The organism is Aeromonas sp. PrichA-15 (assembly GCF_017939245.1).
Lineage (GTDB): Bacteria > Pseudomonadota > Gammaproteobacteria > Enterobacterales > Aeromonadaceae > Aeromonas > Aeromonas caviae.
In genome coordinates this window covers 1-26,816 of the sequence record NZ_JAGKRH010000095.1, presented here as the reverse complement: position 1 = coordinate 26,816, position 26,816 = coordinate 1, and the positions used below count along the sequence as shown (strand labels likewise).

The following is a 26,816-nucleotide window of genomic DNA, read 5'->3' as shown; positions in this document are numbered from 1 at the left end:
CTCAAACTTTCCGGGAGGACAGGCGTGAATGAAGTCGAGAGCTTGGTCGATACGCATAAAAAAATCCGAAACCCAACAAGGAGTTTCGGATTCTTACACAGCCTGAGGATCGGTCAATGGATCCTTAACTGATCGGCATTAGGCCCGAGGGCCCGGTTTTTTATCCAGCCTTGAAGCGAGAATGATGATGAACGAAGCGCAAACAACCCTCCATTATGTCTATGACCCCCTCTGTGGCTGGTGCTATGGCGCCGCCCCCCTGCTGAAAGCCGCTGCCGAGATCCCGGGCCTTCGCATCGAACTGCATGGGGGGGGCCTCTGGATGGGCGCCAGGCGCCAGGCCATGGGCCAGCCCCTGCGGGACTATGTGCGCCCCCATGACGAGCGCATCCACGCCCTCACCGGACAGCGCTTTGGTGAGCGCTATTTCAACGAGCTCCTGCTCAACGAGTCGCTGCTCCTCGACTCCGAGCCGCCCATACGCGCAGTGCTGGCGGTGAGCGAGCTTGGCGGCGACGGCCTTGCCTTGTTGCACCGCATCCAGGAGACCCACTACCGGGATGGGGAATGGGTCGGTTCCCCGACGCGGCTGGCGGCGCTCGCGCGGGAGCAGGAGCTGACACCGGAGGCATTCGCCCTGGCCTTTGGACGGGTCGATCTTGTGGGCCATCTGGCCACAAGCCAGGCGTGGCTGGGCCGGCTCGGCGGGCAGGGGTTCCCGACCCTGGGATTGATGCAAGGGGAGCGCGTCGTTGCGCTGCCTGTCTCCTCCTATCTGGGAGAGCCATCGGCGTTCGCGGATCACATCACCTCCCTGATGGGGTGAGTCTCTCGCCCATCGCCTGTGGCTTGTCAAAGGAGAGGGCAGACCCGTCTGCGCGCCTCCCTTGTCCCCCGCACCGTTCTTGTGCATGCTATCGGCCTCATTGAACGGCAGGATGCAGTACCTATGAACCTTCGCGATCTCGAATATCTGGTAGCGCTGGAAGAGGAGAAACACTTTCGCAAGGCCGCGGAGCGCTGCTTTGTCAGCCAGCCGACCCTGAGTGGCCAGCTGCGCAAGCTGGAAGATGAACTGGGAGTGATCCTCATCGAGCGCACCTCCCGCAAGGTGTTGTTTACCCCGGCCGGCGATGCCATGGCCCGTCAGGCGCGCAAGGTGCTCAAAGAGGCGCGAGAGCTCAAGAGCATAGGCCAGCACTTCGCCGAGCCCATGTCCGGCGAGATCCACATCGGTTTCATTCCCACCGTGGGCCCCTACCTGCTGCCCCACATCATCCAGGATCTACGTGAACACTTCCCCAAGCTGGAGTTCTACCTCTACGAAGATCAGACCCAGGTGCTGCTCAAGCGGCTGGAGGAGGGGGAGCTGGATTGCCTCGTGCTGGCGGAGCTGGAAGGGATGGAGGGGTTTGGCGCCATCCCCCTCTATCAGGAGCCCATGTGGCTGGCCGTGCCCCAGCATCACCCGGAGGCGAGCGCCAAGGCGGTGCCCCTGCACAATCTCAAGGGCAAGAAATTGCTGATGCTGGCCGACGGTCACTGCCTGCGGGATCAGGCGATGGGTTTCTGTTTTGCCGCGGGCATCGGTGAGGATCAGCGCTTCAAGGGTACCAGTCTGGAGACCTTGCGCAACATGGTCGCCGCCGGCAGCGGCATGACGCTGGTGCCCAGGCTCGCCGTGCCCGCCAACCCGGAGGAGGGGGGCGTCAGCTATCGCCCGGTTATCAACCCCGTGCCGGGGCGCACCATCTCCCTGCTCTATCGTCACTACTCGGTGCGCCGCCCCTGCTTCAATGAGCTGGCGGCCCGCATCTCGAGTCTGATGAAAGCCCTGCTGGGCTGACGCAGCCCGCTCGTCATCCCGAAACAAAAACCGGCGCCTGGGCGCCGGTTTTTGTTGTTTCCAGGGGGACCTAGAAGATGTCGTCGGTGGAGACGGGACCGTCTGTGGTCGCATCGTCACCGCCATACACCTGGTTGCCATCGGAGATCTGGCTCGCGTAGCGGGTGGGCTCTGTGCCCTCTTTGAAGAACTCCTCCGTGGTGCTGCCATCGGCGCGATTGGTCAGCAGACCGGTTTCACGATCGATGCGGACCTGCATGATCCCTTCGGGGACCGGCATCTTGCGCTCGGGCACCTGTTGCAGAGCCGTCTTCATGAAGTCAATCCAGATGGGCTGGGCGGCACCGCCGCCAAACTCGGCCCGGCCCAGACCGCGCTGGTGGTTGTCAAAACCGATCCAGGAGGTGGCCACCAGATTTGGGGTATAGCCGGAGAACCAGGCATCCCGGGATTCGTTGGTGGTCCCCGTTTTGCCCGAGATGTCGTGACGCTTGAGGTCACGGGCTGCCCGCCAGCCGGTACCACGCCAGCCATTGCCACCCCAGATGGCGGTGGTCAGGGTGTCGGTGATGAGGAAGGCGCTCTGGGCACTGATGGTCTGCGGTGCCATGTTGTTGGGCACGACAGGATCGATGGGGCACTGGGCCTTCCAGTCTGCTGTGGTATTGGCATAGGCATCCGCGCTGTCGAGACCGGCGGCGGCCAGCACGCCGCAGTCGCGGCAGGCGGCGGCCGGGTTGGCCTCGAACAGGGGGGTGCCGAAGCTGTCAGTCACTTCGGTAATGAAGTAGGGGGTGACCTGGAAGCCGCCATTGGCCAGCACCGAGTAGCCGCGCACCACTTCCAGCGGGGTGAACTCCGCCGCACCCAGCGCCAGGGATTCGTTGGCGGAAATGTGATCACGGGCGAAGCCGAAGCGGGTCAGGCCGTCGATATAGGTATCCAGCCCGATGGCGCGCATCAGGCGGACCGACATCACGTTCTTGGACTTGGCAAGGCCGAGGCGCAATGTGGTCGGCCCTTCATAGATGGCGGGCGAGTTCTTGGGCTGCCACATGGGGCCCTTGGCAGGATCCCACTGGTTGATCGGTGCATCGTTGATGAGGGACGCCAGGGTATAGCCCTGCTCCAGCGCGGTGGCATAGAGGAAAGGCTTGATGTTGGAGCCGACCTGACGACGGGCCTGATCGACCCGGTTGAACTTGGAGAGCTCGAAGCTGAAGCCGCCGACCAGGGCCTCGATGGCGCCGTCTTGCGGGTTCATGGCCACCAGGGCGGCGTTGACGTCGGGGATCTGGGAGAGCAGCAACTCTTCCCCTTTCTCCCTGACCCAGATCTGGGCGCCGACTTTGAGTACATCCCGCGCCGATTTCGGGGCAAAGCCCTGGCGATCGTCGGTGATGAAGGCACGCGCCCACTTGATGCCATTCCAGCCCAGTTCGGCCTGTTTGCCATTCTTGAGCACCAGGGTGGCGCTCTTGTCGCCGAGCTGGGTGACCACGGCGGCCATCAGGGGCTGATAGGTCGGCTGCTTGGCCAGATGGGCCATGATCTGCTCGTAGTCCCAGGCCGTTTCACCGGCTTTCCACAGCAAGGCGGTCGGGCCACGGTAGCCGTGGCGGGTGTCGTAGTCGAAGACACCATCCAGCAGCGCCTGATGGGCGGCGCGTTGACGCTTGGCGGTGACGGTGGTGTAGACGTGCAGCCCCATGGTGTAGGCATCTTCACCAAACTGCTCCACCATCTTCTGGCGCACCATCTCGCTCAGATAGGGGGCGTTCAGCGTGGTCTCGGCACCATGAAAACGGGCCTTGACCGGCATCTTGGAGGCTTCGTCATACTGGGCCTGGGTGATTTTGCCGGTTTCCAGCATGCGACCCAGTACCACGTTGCGGCGGGCGAAGGCGCGCTCCGGGGAACGGATCGGGTTCAGCATGGAGGGTGCCTTGGGGAGACCCGCGATGATGGCGATCTCGTCCAGGGTCAGATCCTTGACCTCCTTGCCGAAGTAAACCTGGGCGGCCGCGCCGACCCCGAATGCCCGGTAGCCGAGGGGGATCTTGTTGAGATAGAGGGTGAGGATCTCGTCCTTGGAGAGGTTCTGCTCGATGCGCCAGGCGAGGAACACTTCCTTGATCTTGCGTACCAGGGTCTTCTCGTTGCTCAGGAAGAAGTTGCGGGCCACCTGCTGGGTAATGGTACTGGCGCCCTGGCGCGCCTGGCCGGAGACGGCCCAGACGGTGGCGGCACGGATGATGCCGATGGGATCTATGCCCGGGTGCTCATAGAAGCGGGCATCTTCGGTGGCGAGTACGGCATCGATCATGGACTGGGGAATTTCGTCCAGCCGCAGGGGGATGCGACGAATTTCGCCAAACTGGGAGATCAATTCCCCGTCCCGGCTGTAGACCTTCATGGGGGTAGCCAGTTTGACATCGCGCAGGGCGCTGACGTCCGGCAACTGGGGCTTGATGTAGAAGTAGATGCCGATGAGGCTGGCAACGCCCAGCACAGCACCCAGCATCATGACAATAAACAGGCGAACGAGCCATTTCAGCATGGAAGAACTACCAATCGTCTTAAAATTAGCCAACGGGCGCAGAGTATAGCCTTTTTACCCTCGCGGATTCGAGGTTTTCCTCTCCGCAAACAGGCGACCCCGAGAAGAGGCGGGAGGGTAGCACTCCAGGGCACAATTACCAAGGGGGCGGCAATCAAGGCCGAAAGGAGAGGGGCGTCAACTTTTGACACAAACTTTATGACATTGATAGATAGAGCATTATATTGAGTTAAGCCGTCACATCATGACGCGCTGTCCTACAATAAGTCCGAAAACCCAATAACGCATGGATGTGTATATGTTTGGGCTATTAAGTAAGGGATCCCTCGTCTCCATGGCGGGCATTGATTTTGGCAGTCAAACCATCAAGGCCGTCACCATCAGCGGACGTCCCGGCAAGGTGCACCTCGGTTCGGTTGCCGAGATCCCCATGCCAAGAGGAACGCTGGTCGACTATCAACTTCAGGACATTGAACGGGTCAGTCAGTCCCTCAAATCGCTCAAGCGGCTCGTGCAAGGGGATTGCCAGAACTGAGGTATCCTGATTTTCACAGACAGTCCCGATTGTTACGATGAGACAATCGGGGGTATTGAATGAAATCGAGAGAACACTATTCACCAGAGTTTCGGGCAGAGGCGGTTCGACTGGTGTTGGAGCAAGGCCTTGGCCAAGCTGAAGCCGCCAGAAGGTTGGGTATTGCCAAAGGCACACTGAGCAACTGGGTGGTCGCAGCCAAAGGAGGAAAGGATACATCGGCCATTCCCGGAGCGCGTTCTGTCGCCGAGCTGGAGGCTGAAGTGGCCCGGCTACGCAAAGCTCTCGCACAAGCCAACATGGAGCGCGACATCATAAAAAAGGCCGCCGCGTACTTTGCTCAGGAGTCACTGCCAAGTACGCGTGGATAGCCAACCAACAGGATATCTATCCCATTTCCGTTATCTGTCGTGTGCTGGAGGTCTCTCGTGCGGGCTTCTACCACTGGCGCCAGCGTCCACCGTCACAGCGCCAACAAGAAGATGAACGACTCAAGGTCGCCATTCGGGCTGCTCACAGCAAGACGCGCCAGACCTATGGCGCATCGCGTTTACAAGCTGAGTTGGCCGCCGAAGGATTTTACGCTGGGCGGGACCGGATTGGGCGATTGCGCCGTGAAATGGGGTTGTCTTGCAAACAAAAGCGCAAATTCAAGGCGACAACCCATTCTGCTCATTCCCTGCCCGTGGCGGAGAATCTCCTTGGTCAGGTCTTTGCGCCGACGAAGCCCAACGAAGTCTGGACCGGTGATATCACCTATATTGCCACCGACGAAGGCTGGCTTTATCTGGCTGGTCTCAAGGATGTGTTTACCTGTGAGATAGTGGGTTATGCGATGGGAGAGCGAATGACCACCGGGTTGGTCAGTCAGGCGCTGTTTCGGGCTGTGCAGCAGAAGAGGCCACCCGTTGGGCTTATTCATCACACAGACCGGGGCAGTCAGTACTGTGCCAAGGCTTACCGGGCTCTCCAGGTACAATTTGGCATGCAGACCTCCATGTCACGCAAGGGGAACTGCTTCGACAATGCCCCGATAGAAAGCTTCTGGGGGTCTCTTAAAAATGAACTGGTTCACCACCATAGATTCGAGACGAGAGCGGAGGCCAAGGCAGCGATTCAGGAATACATAGAGATTTTTTACAACCGCCAGCGTCGGCATTCACGACTTGGCAATGTCAGCCCGGCGGAGTTTAACAAGAGGTATTGGAGAACTGCTCAGGCTGCTTGATCCGGGACTGTCCGATCTTGTCAGGACACCTCAAACGTGGCCACGGCCGTGACCGGTTCCAACGTCATCACCAAGATCATTCAGGTCGATACCAACATCAACGAGAGCGAGCTGGAGAACCAGGTTCACCTGGAGGCTGAGCAGCTCATCCCCTTTCCCCTCGATGAAGTGAGCCTGGATTTTGAAATCCTCGGCATGGCGGGCGACAACGGGCGTCAGGAGGTCCTGCTCAGTGCCGCGCGGACCGAGAGCGTCAGTGGCCGGGTCAGTGCCCTGACGGAGGCAGGCATGACGACCATGGTGGTGGATGTGGGGGCCCATGCGCTCGGACGCGCCGTGCTGGCCTGCCTGCCCGACCTGCAAACCTCGGAGAAACCGGTTGGCATCGTCGACATCGGTGCCAGCGCCCTGACTTTCGCCGCCCTGCTACGGGGCCAGGTCATCTATTCTCGGTTGCAGAATTTTGGTGGTGATCAATACAGCCAGGCATTGGCCTCTTTTTACAGCATGAGTATGGAAGAAGCGGAACTGGCCAAGCTCCAGGGCTCCCTGCCTGCGGATCATGAGGTGGATGTCCTGTTGCCTCACCTCAGCACCCTGGTGTTGCAGATACGGCGCAACGTGCAGCTGTTTTGCAGCTCCTCAGGGAACAAGGAGCTCTCCAGGCTGGTGCTGACCGGAGGGGGGAGCCTGCTGCCGGGGCTGGCCGGACAAATCGGCAGCGAGCTCAACTGCGAGGTGTTGCATCCCGATCCCTTTGCACTCTTTGGCAAGCCGCAGGGAGAGGGGGGGCTGACTCATGGGGCCAAGTACATGACGGCGCTCGGGCTGGCACTGAGGAGCTTCACACCATGTCAAATATAAACCTTCTGCCCTGGCGGCAGGCTCGGGCGCAGCGTCAGAAGAAACAATTCGGCATCCTGTTCGGTCTGTTCCTGGCGGGGACGGCAGCCATCGCCTTTGCCGCAGACTGGCTGGTGCAGCAGCAGATCGGTTACCAGCAGCAGCGCAATCAGCGGTTGCAGCAGGAGATGGCAACCCTGGACACCCAGCTTGGGGAGATCAGGCTTCTCAAGGAGCGGCGCAAGGAGTTGATTGACCGCATGCAACTCATCGAGCAGTTGCAGATGCGCCGCAACATCCCTGTGCGTCTGTTCAATCAGCTGCCGGTGCTGGTCCCCAATGGGGTGTATCTTGATAGCCTTGCTCTGCAAAACAACAAGATAGACGTGAAGGGAAAGACCGAAGCCTATGGCAGGGTAGCCAGCATGATGCGCCGAATCGACGGTTCCGGCTGGCTGACACAATCCCAGCTCAGCACCATTTTCACGGCCGAGGTGGCCCCCATCGCCCTGAGCCAGTTCTCCATGATGTTCCAGATTGCCACGGCGCTACCCAACGCGGCTAAGGGGCAAAAATGAACCTGCAACAACTCAACGACCTGGATCTCAATGACATTGCCCGCTGGCCGCCGATCGCCAAGGGCATCTTTGTCTTCTTCTGCTGTGCTCTGCTTGGCGGGGCACTCTATTACTACGTGATTGCCAATTCCCTGGCGGCCCTGGGTCGTGAAGCCGCAAAAGAGACTGAGCTCAAGGGACAATTCGAGAGCAAGGCCATGCTGGCCGCGAACCTGGAAGCATACAGAAAGCAGATGGTCCAGCTGGAACATCTGGTCGACACCCAGCTCAAACAGCTGCCCAACACCCACGAAGTCGCCGGTTTGCTGGATGACATCAGCTTCATTGCCACCGACAACGGTTTGACATTGAACAGGATCAACTGGGAGCCAGAGGTGAAACACGAGTTCTCCACCGAGCTGCCCATGCGCATCGAGGTCGTGGGCACCTATCACGAACTTGGCAAGTTCACGGCGGACATGGCTGCTTTGCCGCGCATCGTGATCCTGGATTCTTTCCAGCTCAGCCAGGGGAAGGGGGGGGAGCTGATCGGTATGTCCATGCAGGCCAAGACCTACAAGTACAACGGCAAAACCGTGGAGAAAAAGCCATGAGCATGAGAGCGGGCGTACTTCTCTTGTCGGCGCTGCTGTTGACGGCCTGTGGGGGACAGGAGGACATGGATGAATATGTCAAACAGACCAAGGCCAGAAAGCCGGTACCGATCGAACCTTTGCCGGAGATAAAGCCCTTCTCTCCCATGGTCTATCAACGCAGCGATCAGCGCAGTCCGTTCATTGCACCCCAGCCGGAAACCAGTTCCAGGCTGGACGCCAAGGCCAAGCCGGACTGTGCCCAGATAGTGGCCAATCGGGAAAAGGAGGTGCTGGAACGCTACTCGCTTGCCAGCCTGAGCATGAAAGGCTCCATCGGCAAGCAGGGGCAGTTGTGGGCATTGATCAAAACCCCGGACGGGCAAGCCGTGCGCGTCGGGCTCAATCAGCACATGGGGCTGGATCAGGGCAGGGTCATCAAGATAACGAACACGCATGTTGACTTGATGGAGACGGTACCGGATGGCAAAGGATGCTGGGTCACCCGAGAAACCCAGCTGGCCATGGCCAATCTCGACGCAAAACTATGATCAGGGATGAGCAGAGATGAGAACAACAATAAGAAGGATGACCGGTGTGGCGCTGCTGTGGCTGGGCGGATGCACTCAGGTGTGGGCAGTACCCGCGTTGCAGGAGGTCAAGGTGAATCCCCTGCTGGCCGATCAACTCCTGCTGGAGCTCAGCTTCAGCGAACCGGTCAGCGGTTTTACGGACAGGTTGACCTATGAACCCAATCAGCTTCTGCTGCACGTACCCGGGGCCATCGGTGCCCTGACGGTCAATCCGCTGCCCATCAAGCAGCAAGGGGTGAACAACCTCCTGGTGGAGGGGAAGGCGCAGGGGCTCGACATCAAGATCGCCCTCGATCAGCTCACCCCCTATCAGGTCCATCAGCAGGGCAATAAATTGCTGGTGGCGCTGGGAGACAAGGCAGGGCAGCCGGTCGCTTCCTCAGCGGCGCCTGTTGCAGCCAGCCAGTCTGCGCTCGTCAGAAGCCAGCCGGTGACTCAGTCTGCATTGATTGACACCCAGCGAGTTGCCCAGAACCAGTCCCAATATCAGGCTCAGCCTGCCGTGGCTGCCACGCCTACTGTGGCTCCTTCGCCCGTTGCCCCCGGCAAGCCGGTGTTGTCCGTGTCTCAGGCAAACATGGGGGGCGCCTACTTCAACTCGGTCAAGGGCGTGGATTTTCGCCGTGGCAAGGAGGGGCAGGGGGAGTTCCTCGTGACGCTGGACAACAGTTCGGCGGCGGTGGATGTCAGCAGCCGTGGTCAGAAAGTGCTGGCCAAGTTCCACGGTACCCGGGTGCCTGATGATCAGCTCAACCTCATCAATGTGCAGGACTTTGCTACCCCTGTCTCCCAGGTGGAAGTGTTCCGCCAGGGCAATGACACCCTGTTCGAGCTCTCTGTGAACGGCCAGTTTGACTACCGTTACGATCAGGCCGACAAGATGTTCATCATCGAGGTGAAAAAACGGGTGGCCACCACGGCGGCGAAGCAGTACCAGGGCAAGCCCATCTCATTGAACTTCCAGGATATTCCTGTTCGTACCGTGTTGCAGATCATCGCCGATTTCAACAATTTGAACCTGGTGACCACGGACTCGGTTTCCGGCAACATCACGCTGCGTCTCGATGGCGTGCCCTGGGAGCAGGCGCTGGACATCATTCTCAAGGTCAGAGGGCTGGACAAACGGCTGGACAACAACATCCTGCTGGTGGCACCGGCTGACGAGATTGCCGCTCGCGAGAAACAGCAGATGGAGAGCCGCAACCAGGTGGCGGATCTCGCTCCCCTCTACACCGAGTATCTGCAGATCAACTATGCCAAGGCATCGGAAGTGGCGGCCCTGCTCTCCTCCGAGAGTACCAAGCTGCTCTCCCCCAGAGGGGCGGTCAGCGTGGATGAACGTACCAATGTGCTGGTGGTCAAGGACACGGCGGATGTCATCAGCAACGTCAAGCGGATGCTGGATATCCTCGATATCCCGGTCAAGCAGGTGGTGATCGAGGCGCGCATGGTGACCATTGATGATGGTTTCGATGAGGCACTGGGGGTGCGCTGGGGTGTGACCAAGACAGACGGTCATGGCAACGGCACCTCGGGCACCATAGAGGGTAATGATGGCGCCGGAAACAATGATGGCAGTTCCACCATCACTCGTCCCAACGTAGAAGACAGACTCAACGTCAACCTGCCGGTGACCAACGCGGCCGGCACCCTGGCGTTCCAGGTTGCCCGTCTTGCCAATGGCACCCTGCTGGATCTTGAGCTCTCGGCTCTGGAAAAGGAGAGCAAGGCCGAGATCATCGCCAGTCCGCGTGTCACCACGGCCAACCAGAAGCCGGCCCTGATCGAGCAGGGGACCGAGATCCCCTATGTGGAGTCCTCTTCGAGCGGGGCGACCTCGGTCACCTTCAAGAAGGCGGTGCTGAGCCTCAAGGTCACACCGCAGATCACCCCGGACAACAGGGTGATCCTGGACTTGACCGTGACTCAGGATACCAAAGGGGAAACCGTGCCGACCGGGACCGGGGATGCGGTGTCCATCAACGCCCAGTCCATCACCACCCAGGTGTTGGTCAACAACGGTGAAACTCTGGTGCTTGGCGGCATCTATCAACAGACCATCAAGAGCGATGTCAGCAAGGTGCCGCTGCTGGGGGATATCCCCGGGTTGGGCTATCTGTTCAAGAAAACCACCAGTGAAAACAAGAAGCGTGAACTGCTGATCTTCGTGACCCCGAGGATAGTGACCGACGCCCTCTGAAAACTTTACTTGTGAGAGTAAAACACATATAACCTTACGCCCCGATGAGGCTGGGGCGTAAGGGCTGCGGTTGCCAGTCCTGGTTTCTACTGAGATAATCCCCCTCCTGATCCATCGCAAGATAAGGTTCATAGGTACCCCGGTCGAGTGTTTACCGGGGCCATACAGTTTGTAATTACTAACGAAAAGACATGGCTGAGAAACGCAATATTTTCCTGATAGGTCCCATGGGTGCGGGCAAGAGCACCATAGGTAGACATCTGGCAGAACAACTGCACATGGAGTTTTTCGACTCAGATCATGAGATTGAGCGCCGCAGTGGTGCCGATATCGGCTGGGTGTTCGATGTTGAAGGCGAAGAAGGCTTCCGGATCCGCGAAGAGAAGGTGATCGGTGAACTCGCCGAACAGCAGGGTATCGTGCTGGCAACGGGTGGCGGTGCCATCAAGAGCCGTGAAACCCGCAACAAACTCTCCGCACGCGGCATCGTGGTCTACCTCGAAACCACCATTGAAAAGCAATTGGCGCGAACCCAGAGAGACAAGCGTCGTCCCTTGCTGCAAACCGAAGAGCCGCCCCGTGAAGTGCTTGAGCGTCTTGCGCAAGAGCGCAACGCCCTGTACGAAGAGGTTGCCGATTTTGTCATCCAGACGGATGACCAGAGTGCCAAAGTTGTCGCTAATCAAATCGTCAAGTTGATTGGTATGTAATTCATTAGAGGACGTCCATGGAAAGGTTGAAGGTCGAACTGGGTGAACGCAGCTACCCGATAGAGATAGCTGCCGGTCTGCTGCAACGCCCCGAGGTACTGGCGCAGACGATCAAGGGCAAGCGGGTCATGATAGTGACCAATACCGTGGTCGCGCCCCTGTATCTTGAACAGATCATTCAGTTGCTGTCCGGTTTTCAGGTGGAACACCTGATCCTGCCCGATGGCGAGGCCTACAAAACCCTGGCGACCTTCGAGCGGATCATGTCTGCTCTGCTGGAAACCAGCCATGGTCGTGATACCACTCTGATCGCTCTGGGGGGCGGTGTGATAGGTGATGTTGTCGGCTTTGCTGCGGCAAGCTACCAACGAGGCATTCCGTTTATTCAGGTGCCTACCACGCTGCTCTCCCAGGTTGACTCTTCCGTCGGCGGCAAGACCGCCGTCAACCATCCTCTCGGCAAGAACATGGTGGGTGCCTTCTATCAGCCCAAGCATGTGATCATCGATACCGACTGCCTCAAGACCCTGCCTGCCCGGGAATTTGCCGCCGGCATGGCCGAGGTGATCAAATACGGCATCATCTGGGATGCCGCCTTCTTCTCCTGGCTTGAAACCAACATGACCCGCCTGCAGCGCCTCGACGGTGATGCACTCTCCTATGCCATTCGCCGCTGCTGCGAGATCAAGGCCGATGTGGTCGGTCAGGACGAGACCGAGCACGGCGTGCGCGCCTTGCTGAACCTGGGACATACCTTCGGCCATGCCATCGAGGCGGAGAAGGGTTACGGCAACTGGCTGCACGGTGAAGCCGTGGCGGCGGGAACCATGCTGGCAGCCGAGACGGCCCTGGCCCGTGGCGACATGACGGCGCAAGAGGTGGCACGAGTCCGCGATCTGCTGTTGGCCGCCGATTTGCCGGTCAAGGCACCGTCCGATATGGATTTTGCCGCCTTCATTCGCCATATGCGCCGTGACAAGAAGGTGCTGGAAGGCAAACTGAGGCTGGTGCTGCCGATCGGGATCGGACAGGCCCAGGTCGTGGCCGATGTGACAGACGAGCAATTGATGGCGGTGATCGAGTCTGGTCGTGACCACTAATAAATTGCTCAAACTGCCTTCTCAGCGGCAGTTGGTTGACCGGCTGCTGCACCTGATCGAGTTCAACCACCCCTTTGTTTTTCTCTCCGGCAAGCCAGGCAGTGGCCGTGGCACACTGTGCGAGTCGCTGCTTGCCCAACTGCCCGATGCGGTGCGGGTGGCCAGCCTCATCGGCAGCCCGTCCATGAAGATGGCGGATGTGCGCCAGTTGCTGTTGCAGCAGGTGGTGGCACGTCCCCTGTTCAACGCGCAGGATGCCCTGGCGGACAGCTTCTTTCGCATGGTGGGTGACAAGCCTGCCAGACTGCTGCTCATCATCGAACGTGCCGATACCTTGCCTGCCGAGCTGGTGGGGGAGTTGTGGGCGCTCTGTCGTCACAACGATACCCTGGCATCTCCTCATAAACTGGCCATCCTGCTCTCGGGTGATGACGCCTGGTGTCGCAACCAGAAGGCGCTCCTCAAGGGACGGGCCATGCCAGCCCTCGAGCTGGAAGTCGCGCCACTGAGCGCTCCTGAGCAACGTATCTTCTTGTATGAGAAGGCCAAAGAGCTCAAGATCCCGACAGCCCTCTTGCCCAAGCCGAAAGTGGAAGAGATCCTGAATGAGGCGGGCGGACATCCGTCAGCCATCATGCAGTTACTGGAGGATACCATGACCGACAGAAGGCCCAAGAAACGTCAGGCCGAGTTGCCCGTCAAGAAGATAGCGATCGTGCTTGCCCTGGTGGCGGGCGGGTTGCTGGCCCTGAGCTATCTGCCCCTGTTCGACAGTACAGGCCAGGACCCCGCCCAGGCACCGTCCCAGGGGACGGCGTTGCCCGATCCCGTCTCAAGCGATCCTGTGAACGTCGGTGCGGCGAGCGGGGCCTTGAATACTCAGGCGAGCAGTGGCGCCGCTGCCATCCCGTCAGGGAATCAGGTTGCCCGCGATTGGCAGTCCGATGCCAAGCCCTTGCCCAAGAAGGTCGAGAGCGAGACGGTCACCACGGAGTCAACCAACTATGAGGGGCGCCGGGTCGTCATCTCCGACGAAGTGGTCGAGAAATTGATGAACCAGCCGAACGTCAGCGGCGCCTTGCCCACGGCCGTGGTGGATGAGCTGGTGGGGAGCGGTTCCCGTGCGGTCCCGACCGGAACGACGGCCCAGGTCAAGAATCCGGCCCCGAACAGTGTCCCGGCCCGGACAGAGGCTCAACCGGCCAGTGGTGCGCAGACAACGCCGGTCGTGGCCCCGGCTGCCAAGGTGGCGTTGACGCCGGTGGCGACTCTCAACAAGAAGCCGAAGAATCACTACAGCATCCAGTTGATGGGGGCGAGCAACACCAAGGCGGTAGACAGCTTTGTGGCCGAGCATGGCTTGGCGGGCAAGGTGTGGGTTTACAAGACCCGCTTCCGTGGCAGTCCCTGGTATGTGGTGGTGCAGGGAGACTACGCCAGCAGTGCCCAGGCCAAGGCGGCCATTCGCAAGCTGTCACCTGCCTTGCTGAAGGGACAACCCTGGCCCAAGTCATTCGCCCAGATACAAAAAGAATTGAAGCAATAGCCAGCCACCCGAAGAAGGGGGTAGAATCACCCCCCTTTTTTGGGCATAGCCTTGTCAACACCGGACTTCCATGAAAAAAACACGCGCGTTTTTAAAATGGGCCGGGGGAAAATACTCCCTGGTCGAAGAGATCGCCGAGCGTTTGCCGGCCGGGCGTGTGTTGCTGGAGCCCTTCGTCGGGGCGGGATCCGTGTTTCTCAACACGGATTACGACGCTTATGTGCTCAACGACATCAATCCGGATCTCATTGGCCTCTACAACCACCTCAAGCAGCAGCCGGACAGCTTCATCAGCGAGGCCCGCAAGCTGTTCGTGGCCGAGCACAACCACAAGACCGCCTATTATCGGCTGCGTACCCAGTTCAACCAGACCGCGGCCGGGTTTGAACGGGCTCAGTTGTTCCTGTTTTTGAATCGCCATGGTTTCAACGGCTTGTGCCGTTACAACAAGAAGGGGGGGTTCAACGTTCCCTTCGGTTCCTACAAGAAACCCTACTTCCCGGAGAAAGAGCTGTGGGCGTTTGCCGAGAAGGCGCAGAAGGCGACGTTCATCTGCGAAAGCTATGCCGACGCCATGGCCCGTGCAGAGGAAGACTGGGTGATCTACTGCGATCCGCCCTATGCCCCCCTCTCCACCACGGCGAGTTTCACCACCTATTCGGCAGGCGGTTTCACCCTGGACGATCAGGCGCTGCTGGCCAGGCTGGCTCGCCACACCGCCGCCCATAAAGGGGTGCCCGTGCTCATCAGCAACCATGACATCGAGTTGACCCGCGAGCTCTATCGTGGCGCCCGGCTCGACGAGATCCTGGTCAAGCGTACCATCAGCCGCAACGGCGGTGGTCGCAACAAGGTGGCCGAGCTGCTGGCGCTCTACCCGCCCGGCATCGAGCCCGAACAGGGCTATTATCCCGGCGAGGCGGAGCTGGTTGCCGTCGGCTGAGTGAACAACGGTCCCTGAGGGGGCCGTTGTCATTTCTGATGCTGCCGCTGGTATTCCGTGAGCCGCGCCTGGCATCGTTTGCCAGCCATGGTGCCGGAGCGGCGTGTTCTGTAGATGCGGGTCGTTTTCATCGCCCTTTTGCGATAAAATTGCGCCGTTTTTTCTGCCACGCTGCCAATGGATGACGCTGATGAAAGACTTTCTGATTGCCCCCTCTATCCTCTCCGCCGACTTTGCCCGTCTGGGTGAGGATGTGGCCAAGGTGCTGGCCGCCGGGGCCGACGTGGTCCATTTCGATGTGATGGACAACCATTATGTCCCCAACCTGACCATAGGCCCCATGGTCTGTCAGGCGCTGCGCGATTACGGTATCGAAGCGCTCATCGACGTGCACCTGATGGTCAAGCCGGTGGATCGCATCGTGCCTGATTTTGCCAAGGCCGGTGCCAGCCTGATCACCTTCCACCCGGAAGCCTCCGATCACGTGGATCGCACCCTGGGCCTCATCAAGGAGCAGGGTTGCCAGGCTGGTCTGGTGCTGAACCCCGCGACCCCGCTCACCTGCCTGGAGTACGTGATGGACAAGCTGGACGTGATCCTGCTGATGTCGGTCAACCCGGGCTTTGGCGGTCAGAGCTTCATCCCCGGCACCCTCGACAAGCTGCGCCAGGTGCGCCGCCTGATCGACGAGAGCGGCCGCGACATTCGCCTGGAAATCGATGGCGGCGTCAAGGTCGACAACATTCGCGAGATTGCCGAGGCGGGTGCCGACATGTTTGTGGCGGGCTCTGCCATCTTCGGCAAGCCGGATTACAAGGCGGTGATCGACCAGATGCGCGCGGAGCTTGCCCATGTCCGTCGCTGATCGCCCCTTTGACCTGGTGCTGTTCGATCTGGATGGCACCCTGATTGACAGCGCCCCGCAACTGGCGCTGGCGGTCAACCGTACCCTGGCGGATCTGGGGTTGACCGAGGCCGACGAGGCCGTGGTGCGTACCTGGGTCGGCAACGGCGCCGACAAGCTGATCCAGCGGGCTCTCGATTACCGCGACGCCCCGGAGCAGTTTGCCAAGGCCCGCCCCCTGTTCGATCGTCACTATCAGGCCTGTCTGCTGGAAGGCCTGGCCATGTATGACGGAGTGGCCCGTAGCCTGCGCCGTCTGCAGGGGCTGGGTTACCAGCAAGCCGTGGTGACCAACAAACCGAGCCACTTCGTGCAGCCCATTCTGGAGGCCCTCGGCATCAGCGACTGTTTCGCACTCTGGCTCGGGGGCAACTGCGTACCCGTCAAGAAGCCGAGCCCGGAGCCGCTGTTGCACGCCTGCCACGAGCTGGGTGTCAGCCCGTCCCGCACCTTGATGGTGGGGGATTCCGAAAATGACGTGCTGGCCGCCCAGGCCGCCGGCATGAAGGTGGTGGGGCTCACCTATGGCTACAACTATGGCCGCCCTATCGCAGACTCCCGCCCCGACTGGGTTTGCGAGCAGTTTGCCGAACTCGACGCCCTGCTGGTCTGATCCAGACCGGGCTGGCGGATAACAAGGATTACTACTCTGATGACTAAACCAATCGTATTGAGCGGTGCCCAACCCTCGGGCCAGCTGACCATCGGCAACTACATGGGAGCCCTGCGTCAGTGGGTCAGCATGCAGGATGACTTCGACTGCCTCTATTGCATCGTCGATCTGCACGCCATCACCACCCGCCAGGATCCGGCCGCCTTGCGCAAGGCGTGCCTCGACGCAGCCGCCCTCTATCTGGCGGTGGGCATCGACCCGGCCAAGAGCACCGTCTTCATCCAGTCCCACGTGCCCCAGCACGCCGAGCTCGGCTGGATCCTGAACTGCTACACCCAGATGGGCGAGCTGTCGCGCATGACCCAGTTCAAGGACAAGTCCGCCCGTTTCGAGAACAACGTCAACGTCGGCCTGTTCGGTTATCCGGTGCTGATGGCGGCCGACATTCTGCTTTATCAGGCCAATCAGGTGCCGGTTGGCAATGACCAGAAGCAGCATCTGGAGCTGACCCGCGACATCTGCACCCGCTTCAACAACCTCTATGGCGAAGTCTTCACCCTGCCGGAACCCTTCATTCCGACCGAAGGGGCCCGGGTGATGAGCCTGCAGGACCCGACCAAGAAGATGTCCAAGTCCGACGACAACGAGGCCAACTTCATCGGCTTGCTGGAAGATCCCAAGCAGATCGTCAAGAAGATCAAGCGGGCGATGACCGACTCGGACGAGCCGGCCGTGGTGCGTTTTGATCCCGAAAACAAGCCGGGGGTCTCCAATCTGCTGACCCTGATGTCCGGTGTGACCGGCCGCTCCATCCCGGAGCTGGAGCAGCACTTCGAAGGCAAGATGTACGGCCACCTCAAGAGTGAAACGGCCGATGCCGTGGTCGCCTTGCTGGAACCCATCCAGGCGCGCTTCCGCGAGCTGCGTCAGGATGAGGCCCATCTGCAGGCCATTTTGGCCGCTGGCGCACAAAAGGCGCGTGAAAGGGCTGAAAAAACCCTGATCAGCGTATATGATGTCGTCGGCTTCGTTCCTCGAGCCTGACATACTGGGAAGGTGTAGTAGAAGAGAGCTGGGTGGATGCCTGGCTTTCTTTGTTTTACACCTTCCGGTTTGTCGCAACCTCCCCAATGTCAAACACGGGCTTTGCCCCAAGAGAAAGCATGTCTGTCGAATCACAAACCCTGAGTGAAGAGTTGGGTGACAAGGGTCACTGGCTGCGCAAGTTTCGCAAGGCCAAGAGCCTCAATACCTTGCAGTTGATGGTCTCCAACGCCATCGACAAGCACCACAAGACCCCGGCCATCGCGGCTGCCATCTATCTGGCCGAGTGCCAGCGGGAACGGGAACTGGAACAGGGCCGCTATCTGGACCGCTGAGGTCCGTTGTCAGCCCTTGCCAAGGTGACTCCTTCCCATCTGCCTGTCACGACCTTTGCCCTTTTCCCGGTCGCCTCCCGTCTCTTTTACCTTGCCATCCTGACATGGAGCGGCTGATGCTGCCTGGTCGGGGACAGGCCCACCGCCGGGTGGGGTCGACAGGCCCGGATCGCCATTGAAGAGCGAACAGACTGCACAGCAGGTGAGGTGATCGCCGGTTTATTAACGCAAAGAGACATGCCAGAATGCGCGGCGTTTGTCTGCCCGCCCTCGCAACGGGCTGTCCGATCACCGTCTCTGTCTTATTCCCAGGGTGTTTGCATGCTGCTACTCATCGACAACTACGACTCTTTTACCTGGAACCTGGTGCAATACTTCGGCGCTCTGGGGCAAGAGGTGGTGGTCAGGCGCAACGATGAGCTGAGCCTGGAGGAGATAGCCCGGCTTGCCCCCCGCCATCTGGTTATCTCTCCGGGCCCCTGCACGCCAAACGAGGCGGGCATCTCTTTGGCCGCCATCTCCCGTTTTGCCGGCGAGATCCCCATCCTCGGCGTCTGTCTCGGCCATCAGTCCCTGGCACAGGCCTTTGGTGCCCGGGTGGTGCGTGCCCGTCAGGTGATGCACGGCAAGACATCTCTCATCCGTCACAAAGGGGAGGGGGTGTTCAAGGGGCTCAACAACCCGCTGCGGGTGACCCGCTATCATTCACTGGTGGTGGAGGCGGCGTCGCTCCCCGACTGTTTCGAGGTCACCGCCTGGAGCGAACATGCCGACGGCAGCCTGGACGAGATCATGGGGCTGCGGCATAAAACGCTGGCGCTGGAGGGAGTGCAGTTCCATCCGGAGAGTATTCTGAGCGAACAGGGGCACCAGTTGCTGGCCAACTTTTTGGCCGTTTCCTGAAAAAATTGCGATGTCTGTCTCAAAACCGTCATGAGGCAAAAAAAATTTCCCTGAGACTTTATTCACCCTCCTCCCTGTCCAAATTATCTCTTGCCAACACCCCCTGAGCCGTTATGCAATGCGGTTGCCTAAAATCTCAAAGGCAATCGAACATTGTTCCTTATAGGCGGTTAAGTTACAGACTTTTTACTTTTTTTCTGTGATAATTCCGCCACGTTTACACGGATTTAACTTTTGGGCGGTGGATTATTCTGCCGCGAGATAGCAGGAGAGCAATATGTCAGAGTTGTTGGCAGTGACACGTGAAGTGTTTGATGAAGTGATGGTTCCCAACTATGCGCCGGCCAAAATCATCCCGGTGCGCGGCGAGGGGTCACGTGTCTGGGATCAGGAAGGCCGCGAGTATGTGGATTTCGCGGGCGGGATCGCGGTCAATGGCCTGGGCCATTGCCATCCCAAACTGGTCGAGGCCCTGAAATCCCAGGGTGAGAAGCTGTGGCACCTCTCCAACGTGATGACCAACGAGCCGGCCCTGCGCCTGGCCAAGAAACTGGTCGCCGCCACCTTCGCCGAGAAGGTCTATTTCTGCAACTCCGGCGCCGAAGCGAACGAAGCGGCCCTCAAGCTGGCCCGCCGCTACGCCATCGAGAAGTTCGGGGCCCACAAGACCCAGATCATCGCCTTCCACCAGGGCTTCCACGGCCGTACCTTCTTTACCGTCAGCGTCGGCGGCCAGGCTGCCTACTCCGATGGCTTCGGTCCCAAGCCTGCCGACATCACCCACGTCGCCTACAACAACCTGGAGGAGCTGGCTGCCGTCATCTCCGACAACACCTGCGCCGTGGTGATGGAGCCGCTGCAGGGCGAGGGTGGCATCATCAGCCCCACCGACGAGTTTGCCAAGGGGGTGCGCGAGCTGTGCGACAAGCACAACGCCCTGCTGGTTTATGACGAGGTGCAATCCGGTGTCGGTCGTACCGGCGAGCTGTTTGCCTACATGGGTCTGGGCATCACCCCGGACATCCTCACCAGCGCCAAGGCGCTGGGCGGCGGCTTCCCCATCGGGGCCATGCTGACCACCACCGAGATCGCCTCCCACCTGAAAGTGGGCACTCACGGCTCCACCTACGGCGGCAACCCGCTGGCGTGTGCCGTGGCCGAGGCGGTGATCGACGTGGTCAACACCCCGGCAGTGCTGAGCGGCATCAAGCAGCGCGAGCAGCTGTTCCGCGAAGGGCTGGAAGCCATCAACGCCAAGTACCACTGCTTCAGCGAAGTGCGCGGCAAGGGCCTGCTGCTGGGCGCCGTGCTCAACGATGACTTCAAGGGCCGCTCCCGCGACTTCCTGCTCGCCTCCATCGATCAGGGCCTGATGGCGCTGGTTGCCGGTACCAACGTGGTGCGTTTTGCCCCCTCCCTGGTGATCCCGGAAGCGGACATCAAGGAAGGGCTGGCCCGGTTCGAGAAAGCGGTCGCTCAGGTGGTCAACGCCTGATCCAAATTGAGGTGGGGAGCCCTCCCGGCAGGAGCCGGGACCCCACCTGTCGTCAATGAAAGGGAGTTGTCATTTATGTTGGTTATCCGTCCTATCGAGCAGCGCGACTTCGCCGGCCTCAAGACCTGTGCCATCGAATCCGGCACCGGCATGACATCCTTGCCGGTCAACGACGAGCTGCTGCAACGCAAGATCGATGCCTCGACCCAGACCTTCCTGGACAAGCCCGCCGGCAAGGGCGAGTGCCTCTATTTCTTCGTGGCCGAGGATCTGGAGACCGGTGAGATGGTCGGTACCTGCGCCATCGACGCGGCGGTCGGCCTGTCCCAGGCGTTTTACAACTATCACATCGGCAAGGTGGTGCACTCCTCTCCCAAGCTCGGCATCTACAATGTCGTGGAAACCCTCACCCTCTCCAACGACTACACCGGCAATTCCGAGCTCTGCACCCTGTTTCTGCGTGAATGCGCCCGCGAGGGGCTCAACGGCCGTCTGCTCTCCAAGCACCGTTTCCTGTTCATGGCCGAACACCCCGAGCTGTTTGACAGTACCGTCTTTGCCGAGATGCGTGGTGTCTCCGATGGCAACGGCCACAGCCCCTTCTACGAGTGGCTGCAAAAACATTTCTTCTCGATGGATTTTCCCACCGTCGACTATCTGACCGGCATCGGCAAGAAGCGCTTCATCGCCGAGCTGATGCCCAAGTACCCCATCTACGTCAATCTGCTAAGCAACGAGGCGCGCGCCGTCATCGGCAAGACCCACGAAAAGACCCGGCCTGCCCTCAAGATGCTGCAGGATGAGGGGTTCGTGAATCGCGGTTATGTCGACATCTTCGACGCCGGCCCCACCGTCGAATGCGAGGTGAAGAACATTCGCAGCGTGCGCCGCAGCCAGAAGCTGGCGGTGCTGGTGGGTGAGCCCATCGGCGGCCATACCTACCTCATCTGCAACACCAGATTCGAGCAATACCGCGCCTGCTACGGCAACATCCGGGTCGATCTGGACAAGCACGAAGCCATCATTCCGCCCAAGATGGCGGCCGCCCTCAAGGTGGAAAATGGCGACATGGTGCGCGTCGTCGATCTGGATTGACCCGCCCCGCAGCACAGCATTGAGACAGGCTGCCGAGGTGGCCTGCGTACCCACAGGGAGTGAATTGATGATGTCTTTAGTCCAGTGTATCGATGGCCAGTGGCTGGCCGGTGAAGGCAAGCCGTTCGAATCCATCGACCCGGCCAAAAACGAGGTGATCTGGCGTGGTGAGGCGGCAAGCCAGTCCCAGGTGGATGCGGCCGTCAAGGCGGCCCGCACGGCCTTCTACCATTGGTCCGATCTGGCCCTTGAAGAGCGCCTTACCATCGTGCGCCGCTATGCCGACCTGCTCGGCGAGCACAAGGAGGCGCTGGCCCTGACCATCGCCCGTGAAACCGGCAAACCGCTGTGGGAGACCCGCACCGAAGTGGCGGCCATGCAGGGCAAGATCGCCATCTCCATCCGTGCCCATGACGAGCGCACCGGCACGGTGGAAAACCCCATGCCGGGCGCCAAGGCGTTCGTGCGCCACAAGCCCCATGGCGTCGTGGCCGTGTTCGGCCCCTACAACTTCCCGGGCCACCTGCCCAACGGCCACATTGTGCCAGCGCTCATCGCCGGCAATGCGGTCGTGTTCAAGCCTTCCGAGCTGACCCCCATGGTGGCTGAAGCCATGGTCAAGGTGTGGCAGGAGGCGGGGCTGCCCAAGGGGGTGCTCAACCTGGTGCAGGGGGAGGTCGACACCGGCAAGGCGCTGGCCGGCAATACGGACATCGACGGCCTCTTCTTCACCGGCTCCTCCCGTACCGGCCACTTCCTGCATCAGCAGTTTGCCGGCCAGCCGGGCAAGATCCTGGCACTGGAGATGGGTGGCAACAACCCGCTGATCGTGAAAGATGTGAGCGACATCGACGGCGCCGTCCATGCCATCGTGCAGTCCGCCTTCATTACCTCCGGCCAGCGTTGCACCTGCTCGCGCCGTCTGTTTGTCGAGCGCGGCGAGCGGGGCGATGCCCTGGTCAAGCGCCTGGTGGAGGTGGTCGGCCAGATCAAGGTCGGCCTCTATGACGCCGCCGAGCAGCCGTTCATGGGCGCTATGATCAGCGAGAAGGCCGCACTCGGCATGGTCGAGGCGCAAGCCAACCTGCAGCGCCTAGGTGGTGAAAGCCTGCTTGCCCTCAAGCACCTGGAAGTGGGCACCGGCTTTGTCTCCCCGGGCATCATAGACGTGACCGCGGTCAGCGCGCTGCCGGATGAAGAGTACTTCGGCCCGCTGCTGCAGCTCATTCGCTACGACGACTTCGATGTGGCCATCGAGAAGGCGAACGCCACCAGTTTCGGTCTCTCGGCCGGTCTGCTCGGTGACAACGAAGCGGACTGGAACCACTTCTTCAAGCGGATCCGTGCCGGTATCGTCAACTGGAACAAGCCCATCACCGGCGCCTCCAGTGCCGCCCCCTTCGGCGGCATCGGTGCCTCCGGCAACCACAGAGCGAGCGCCTACTACGCCGCCGACTACTGTGCTTACCCGGTCGCCTCCGTCGAAGACAGCAAGGCTGCTATGCCGGATCAGCTGTCTCCCGGTCTGACCTTCTGATAACAAGAAAATAAAAGAGGGGCACTGAACAGGTGCCCCTGTCTGTACCCGCAATCAAAGGAAAGAGAGATGCAAAAGGATATCGACACCCTGTTTGGCCATCTGTGGGACAACTACATTCAGGTCACCCCCAGTGCTCACAAGGTTCATCAACTGCTGGGAGGCGGTGCCCCCATCATCAACGATCACGTGGCGTTTCGGACCTACAACCTGCCCAAGCTCGGTCTCGAGAAACTGGCGGCCCACTTCCGCGCCCTGGGGTACGAAGAGAAGGGCGAGTATGTGTTCAAGGCCAAGAAGCTCTATGCCAAACACTTCGAGCATAAAGATCCTGATGCGCCCAAGGTGTTCATCAGCGAGCTGAAGGTGGAAGAGCTCTCCGAAGGTGCCCAGGCCATCATCCACAAGCTGGTGGATCAGGTACCCGATCACCTCACCGACACCCCGGCTTTCCTCTACGCCGGCGCGCCCTGGCAGGTCTCCCACACCGACTACCAGACCCTGCTGGCAGAGAGCGAGTATGCCGCCTGGATGGCCGCCTGGGGTTATCGTGCCAACCACTTCACCGTCAACATCAACCGCCTGAAGGACTTCGACACCATCCAGCAGGTGAATGCGGCGCTCAAGGCGGCAGGCTTCGTGCTCAACACCGTTGGCGGCGAGGTGAAGGGCGATCCCGAGGTGATGCTGGAGCAATCCTCCACCATGGCAGACAAGGCCGAGGTGCCCTTCAGCGACGGCGTGCGCACCATCCCGAGCTGCTTCTACGAGTTTGCCCTGCGCTACCCGCAGGCCGACGGCGTGCTCTACCCTGGCTTCGTCGAAGCGTCGGCGGACAAGATCTTCGAATCCACCAACGCCATGTAATGGCCGCCATGAAAACAACGCCCCGCCTGGGGCGTTTTTTTATGGATTTACGCCGACCTGACACCCTCTTTACCTCCCCTTGACCCATCAGTTCGCGGCGATTCGCTAGCATGATGCCGCCCGCTGCCGTGGGCCATCGCCGCACCGTGCCGGTGTATGCCACCCGTTTTGGAGTCATGCCATGAAGATTGTTCTGCCTTTGCTGTTTTCCCTCACTACTCTGACCGCCGCAGCGGGCGATCAGGGCAGCCGTACCCCGCCCAAGCCTCCACACGAGCTGTCGGCCGAGATGAAAGCGGCGTTTGAGAGCTGCAGGGAGCATGGCAAACCGGGGGAGTCGGAATTTGACAACTGCATGTCAGATCTGGGATTTGAGCGGCCGGACGGCCCGGTACCGGCAGGTGGGAAGGAGGGGGAGAATGAGGCCGAGTAAGCTGGTGCGGGCCCGTCGGTTAGGATGGGCCCGCACCGCTCACACCCGTTGCAGCGTCCCTTCGGTGGCCAGCAAGGTGGTCATGCCGGCGGCCTTGCCCGCCTGAATGCCTATCCGGGTGTCTTCAAACACCAGGCAGTTGGCCGGGTTGGCGCCGAGCTGTTCGGCCACTTTCAGGAAGGTGTCCGGGTGGGGCTTGTGATTGACCACATCATCGGCACTCACCAGCACGGAGATGAAGGCATCGAGCCCGGTCTGACGCAGGATGTGCGCCGCATGTTCCCGGGTTGAGCCGGTGCCTATGCCCATGGGCACCTTGCCGTGGTACTGCCTGACCAGCTCCCACATGGCGGGAAACACCCGGACGTCGTCGATCCGTGCCAGGTAGAGGGCCACCTTGCGCCGGGCAAAGGCTTCCACGTCGATGGTCATCCCGTGCTGCTCTGCCAGCATGGTCACTATCTTGCGGGTGGGGATGCCGCCGTACTCGTTGAGCTGTGCCCGATCAAACGGCAGGCCGAACTCGGCACTGGTGATTTCCCAGGCATCCAGGTGCAGAGGCATGGAGTCCACCAGGGTGCCATCCATGTCGAAGATCAGGGCGTCGTACTCGTCGAATCGGGGCTGTTCACTCTGGTGATGATCGCAGGGGGATGACTGGGGCATGGGGGGCGTCCTCTTCGGCAAAGACTCACCCTAGCAGATCCAGCGCGCAGATGTCGCGACCTTCATCATGGTTGGCAGTGGTTTTGACCATCGGCTAATGATATATGAGACAATAATGTGCCTTGCACCCCCTGTGCCGATATCTCATATGAGCGAGCCTGCCTATGTCCCCCAAAACCGTCTTCTCGAGCGTGGCCCTGGTGATCGCCCTGGGCTCACTGGAAAAGAGCATCGTCACCACGCCCTTGCCCATCATAGGGGTTGAGCTGAACGCCGGTGCCGCCCTCACCTGGGTCGTGACCGCCTATCTACTGGCGGCCACTGCAGCCCTGCCCATCTATGGCAAGTTGAGCGACATGTTCGGCCGGGTACGCATGCTCAACATCGGTATCGGCCTGTTTCTGGCTGGATCCGTGGCCTGCGCCCTGGCCCAGGATCTGCCGACCCTGCTGGCCGCCCGTGTGCTGCAAGGGTTGGGGGGCGGGGGCTGATCGCGCTCGCCTTCACCGTGATCGCCGACTGTATTCCGCCACGGGAGGTGGGCAAGTATCAGGGGTATATCTCGGCGGTCTATGCAGTCTCCAGCATCGCAGGCCCGCTGCTCGGTGGCTATTTTACCGAGCAGCTCAGCTGGCGCTGGATCTTCTGGATCAATCTGCCGCTCGGCGCTATCGCCCTCTGGCTGGTGAACCGCAATCTGGGTCACCTCAATGTGCGTCGCCACAGCCGCTTCGACTGGAAGGGATCGGCACTGCTCATCACGGTCACCACCCTCACCCTGTTGCTGCTCTCGCCGGAGGCGGCCTTGCCCGCCGTCTGGCTCGCGGCTGCGCTGGGGGCGGCCTTGTTGCTGCTCGTCCTGACTGAGCGGCGGGCGCACGACCCCATACTGCCGGCCCACCTGGTGCGCCTGCCGGGTTATCTGGTGAGCGTGCTGCTGGCGCTGGCCTCGCAGTTGCTGATGTTTGCCGTGCTGGTCTACCTGCCGTTGCAGATGCAGTGGCAAAAGGGGATGAGCGCCAGTGACAGTGGCGAGATCATGGTGATCTTCATGGTCTGCATCACGGCGGGGGCCTTCGTCGGCGGCAAGCTCATCGGTCGCACCGGTCACTACAAGCGTTTCGTGGTGGCAGGTTTTGCCCTGGCAGCGCTGGCCCTGTGGCAGATCCACTTCGACGTCTGGGCCAGACTGGGACTGGGGTTTGCCGGATTGGGGCTGGGTCTGGTGCTGCCGGCGCTGTCGGTGGTGGTGCAAAATGCCCTGCCGCGGGAAGATCGCGGCATCGGCATGTCCCTGTTCAACTTCGGCCGGGAGCTGGGCGGGGCGGTCGGTGTCGCCATCTGCGCCGTGTTGTTCCATGCCGCCCTGCCAGCAGGCAGCAGCCCCAATCTGGCCAGCCTGAGCCCGGCCGAACTGGCGCCCGGTTTCAGCGCCACCTATATCGGCATGGCGCTGATCGCCACCGCCGCCCTGCTGGTCACCTTGCTGGCATTGAAGCGCCACGAGCTGGCCAGCAAACACGTCTGATACCAATCGGATTAAACATTAGGTCAGTTTTATCCAATCTCGGCTACAAAGTGACATCACCCGCTCCACATCGGCAATAAAGTGCTTCCAGGCCGATGTGCAGGCATCAAGGATGTCGTCGTAATCCTTGAAGCTGCGATTA

Annotated in this window: 23 protein-coding genes and 4 pseudogenes; 24 read left to right on the top strand and 3 right to left on the bottom strand. The window is 60.5% G+C overall.

Annotated elements, in window-relative coordinates; all coding sequences use genetic code 11:
- The first annotated feature begins 181 nt into the window (after positions 1 to 181).
- The gene (locus J9889_RS13360; RefSeq protein WP_210556993.1) at positions 182 to 826 is read left to right on the top strand and encodes a DsbA family protein; all 645 of its coding nucleotides are present in this window, start codon (positions 182 to 184) and stop codon (positions 824 to 826) included.
- A gap of 123 nt (positions 827 to 949) precedes the next feature.
- Positions 950 to 1,846 carry a DNA-binding transcriptional regulator OxyR gene (oxyR, locus tag J9889_RS13355; RefSeq protein WP_010673817.1) on the top strand — a complete coding sequence of 299 codons (897 nt, stop codon included), beginning with the start codon at positions 950 to 952 and terminating at the stop codon, positions 1,844 to 1,846.
- 70 nt (positions 1,847 to 1,916) lie between these two features.
- Here oxyR and J9889_RS13350 read toward each other — a convergent pair whose 3' ends face one another.
- Positions 1,917 to 4,406: a PBP1A family penicillin-binding protein gene (locus J9889_RS13350; protein WP_010673818.1), complete on the bottom strand. Its 2,490-nt coding sequence runs from the start codon at positions 4,404 to 4,406 to the stop codon at positions 1,917 to 1,919.
- 298 nt (positions 4,407 to 4,704) lie between these two features.
- On the opposite strand from J9889_RS13350, the pseudogene pilM (J9889_RS13345) reads away from it, so the two are divergent.
- From pilM (J9889_RS13345) to J9889_RS13245, 21 genes and pseudogenes are all read left to right on the top strand, one after another.
- Positions 4,705 to 4,920: pseudogene (gene pilM / locus J9889_RS13345) on the top strand (pilus assembly protein PilM); the annotation flags it as partial.
- Between the two features lie 80 nt (positions 4,921 to 5,000).
- Positions 5,001 to 6,169 (top strand): IS3-like element ISAeme20 family transposase gene (locus J9889_RS13340; protein ID WP_085943968.1). Its coding sequence is split into 2 segments (ribosomal slippage): positions 5,001 to 5,256 and positions 5,256 to 6,169, totalling 1,170 coding nucleotides; the frame shifts between segments, so codons are not numbered across the junction.
- A gap of 33 nt (positions 6,170 to 6,202) precedes the next feature.
- Positions 6,203 to 7,033, top strand: a pseudogene (gene pilM, locus J9889_RS13335) (type IV pilus assembly protein PilM); the annotation flags it as partial.
- A complete protein-coding gene (gene tapN / locus J9889_RS13330) occupies positions 7,021 to 7,590 on the top strand; it encodes a PilN family type IV pilus biogenesis protein TapN (RefSeq protein WP_010673820.1) in 570 nt (189 codons plus the stop codon). The pseudogene pilM (J9889_RS13335) and the gene tapN, both read left to right, overlap by 13 nt.
- Positions 7,587 to 8,183 (top strand): PilO family type IV pilus biogenesis protein TapO, encoded by a 597-nt coding sequence (tapO, locus tag J9889_RS13325; RefSeq protein ID WP_041212566.1) that lies wholly within the window; start codon positions 7,587 to 7,589, stop codon positions 8,181 to 8,183. Before tapN ends, tapO begins: the two co-directional genes overlap by 4 nt.
- Positions 8,184 to 8,185: 2 nt before the next feature.
- Entirely contained in the window at positions 8,186 to 8,713 is a 528-nt protein-coding gene (locus tag J9889_RS13320; RefSeq protein ID WP_039039609.1) for a pilus assembly protein PilP, read from the top strand.
- Between the two features lie 16 nt (positions 8,714 to 8,729).
- Positions 8,730 to 10,955 carry a type IV pilus secretin PilQ family protein gene (locus J9889_RS13315; RefSeq protein ID WP_210556991.1) on the top strand — a complete coding sequence of 742 codons (2,226 nt, stop codon included), beginning with the start codon at positions 8,730 to 8,732 and terminating at the stop codon, positions 10,953 to 10,955.
- A gap of 191 nt (positions 10,956 to 11,146) precedes the next feature.
- The gene (gene aroK, locus J9889_RS13310) at positions 11,147 to 11,665 is read left to right on the top strand and encodes a shikimate kinase AroK (RefSeq protein ID WP_010673824.1); all 519 of its coding nucleotides are present in this window, start codon (positions 11,147 to 11,149) and stop codon (positions 11,663 to 11,665) included.
- A gap of 17 nt (positions 11,666 to 11,682) precedes the next feature.
- Positions 11,683 to 12,765: a 3-dehydroquinate synthase gene (aroB, locus tag J9889_RS13305; RefSeq protein ID WP_039039582.1), complete on the top strand. Its 1,083-nt coding sequence runs from the start codon at positions 11,683 to 11,685 to the stop codon at positions 12,763 to 12,765.
- Complete coding sequence (locus J9889_RS13300) at positions 12,755 to 14,311, top strand: SPOR domain-containing protein (protein WP_210556989.1); 1,557 nt, start codon at positions 12,755 to 12,757, stop codon at positions 14,309 to 14,311. Before aroB ends, J9889_RS13300 begins: the two co-directional genes overlap by 11 nt.
- Positions 14,312 to 14,381: 70 nt before the next feature.
- Complete coding sequence (locus tag J9889_RS13295) at positions 14,382 to 15,254, top strand: Dam family site-specific DNA-(adenine-N6)-methyltransferase (RefSeq protein WP_029314124.1); 873 nt, start codon at positions 14,382 to 14,384, stop codon at positions 15,252 to 15,254.
- 190 nt (positions 15,255 to 15,444) lie between these two features.
- Positions 15,445 to 16,119 carry a ribulose-phosphate 3-epimerase gene (rpe, locus tag J9889_RS13290; RefSeq protein WP_010673828.1) on the top strand — a complete coding sequence of 225 codons (675 nt, stop codon included), beginning with the start codon at positions 15,445 to 15,447 and terminating at the stop codon, positions 16,117 to 16,119.
- The gene (locus J9889_RS13285; protein WP_210556988.1) at positions 16,106 to 16,771 is read left to right on the top strand and encodes a phosphoglycolate phosphatase; all 666 of its coding nucleotides are present in this window, start codon (positions 16,106 to 16,108) and stop codon (positions 16,769 to 16,771) included. Before rpe ends, J9889_RS13285 begins: the two co-directional genes overlap by 14 nt.
- A gap of 39 nt (positions 16,772 to 16,810) precedes the next feature.
- Positions 16,811 to 17,815, top strand: coding sequence for a tryptophan--tRNA ligase (gene trpS / locus J9889_RS13280; RefSeq protein WP_010673830.1), 1,005 nt, complete (start codon positions 16,811 to 16,813; stop codon positions 17,813 to 17,815).
- Between the two features lie 119 nt (positions 17,816 to 17,934).
- A complete protein-coding gene (locus tag J9889_RS13275) occupies positions 17,935 to 18,150 on the top strand; it encodes a hypothetical protein (RefSeq protein WP_010673831.1) in 216 nt (71 codons plus the stop codon).
- Positions 18,151 to 18,471: 321 nt separating this feature from the next.
- A complete protein-coding gene (locus J9889_RS13270) occupies positions 18,472 to 19,053 on the top strand; it encodes an aminodeoxychorismate synthase component II (protein ID WP_039039585.1) in 582 nt (193 codons plus the stop codon).
- Between the two features lie 277 nt (positions 19,054 to 19,330).
- On the top strand, positions 19,331 to 20,548 hold the full coding sequence (locus J9889_RS13265) for an aspartate aminotransferase family protein (RefSeq protein ID WP_039039586.1): 1,218 nt from the start codon (positions 19,331 to 19,333) through the stop codon (positions 20,546 to 20,548).
- A 75-nt stretch (positions 20,549 to 20,623) separates the two neighbouring features.
- Positions 20,624 to 21,643, top strand: a complete 1,020-nt coding sequence (gene astA / locus J9889_RS13260) for an arginine N-succinyltransferase (protein WP_039039587.1) — start codon at positions 20,624 to 20,626, stop codon at positions 21,641 to 21,643.
- A gap of 67 nt (positions 21,644 to 21,710) precedes the next feature.
- Positions 21,711 to 23,180 carry a succinylglutamate-semialdehyde dehydrogenase gene (gene astD / locus J9889_RS13255; protein WP_210556987.1) on the top strand — a complete coding sequence of 490 codons (1,470 nt, stop codon included), beginning with the start codon at positions 21,711 to 21,713 and terminating at the stop codon, positions 23,178 to 23,180.
- Positions 23,181 to 23,249: 69 nt separating this feature from the next.
- Entirely contained in the window at positions 23,250 to 24,047 is a 798-nt protein-coding gene (locus J9889_RS13250) for a DUF1338 domain-containing protein (protein WP_039039589.1), read from the top strand.
- A 181-nt stretch (positions 24,048 to 24,228) separates the two neighbouring features.
- Positions 24,229 to 24,480: a hypothetical protein gene (locus J9889_RS13245; RefSeq protein WP_045525571.1), complete on the top strand. Its 252-nt coding sequence runs from the start codon at positions 24,229 to 24,231 to the stop codon at positions 24,478 to 24,480.
- A 39-nt stretch (positions 24,481 to 24,519) separates the two neighbouring features.
- On the opposite strand, the gene J9889_RS13240 is transcribed toward J9889_RS13245, so the two are convergent.
- The gene (locus J9889_RS13240) at positions 24,520 to 25,146 is read right to left on the bottom strand and encodes a beta-phosphoglucomutase family hydrolase (protein ID WP_042014544.1); all 627 of its coding nucleotides are present in this window, start codon (positions 25,144 to 25,146) and stop codon (positions 24,520 to 24,522) included.
- A gap of 164 nt (positions 25,147 to 25,310) precedes the next feature.
- Here J9889_RS13240 and J9889_RS13235 point away from each other — a divergent pair.
- Positions 25,311 to 26,674, top strand: a pseudogene (locus tag J9889_RS13235) (MDR family MFS transporter).
- 18 nt (positions 26,675 to 26,692) lie between these two features.
- On the opposite strand, the pseudogene J9889_RS24135 reads toward J9889_RS13235, so the two are convergent.
- Positions 26,693 to 26,816 (bottom strand): annotated as a pseudogene (locus tag J9889_RS24135) (IS630 family transposase); the annotation flags it as partial.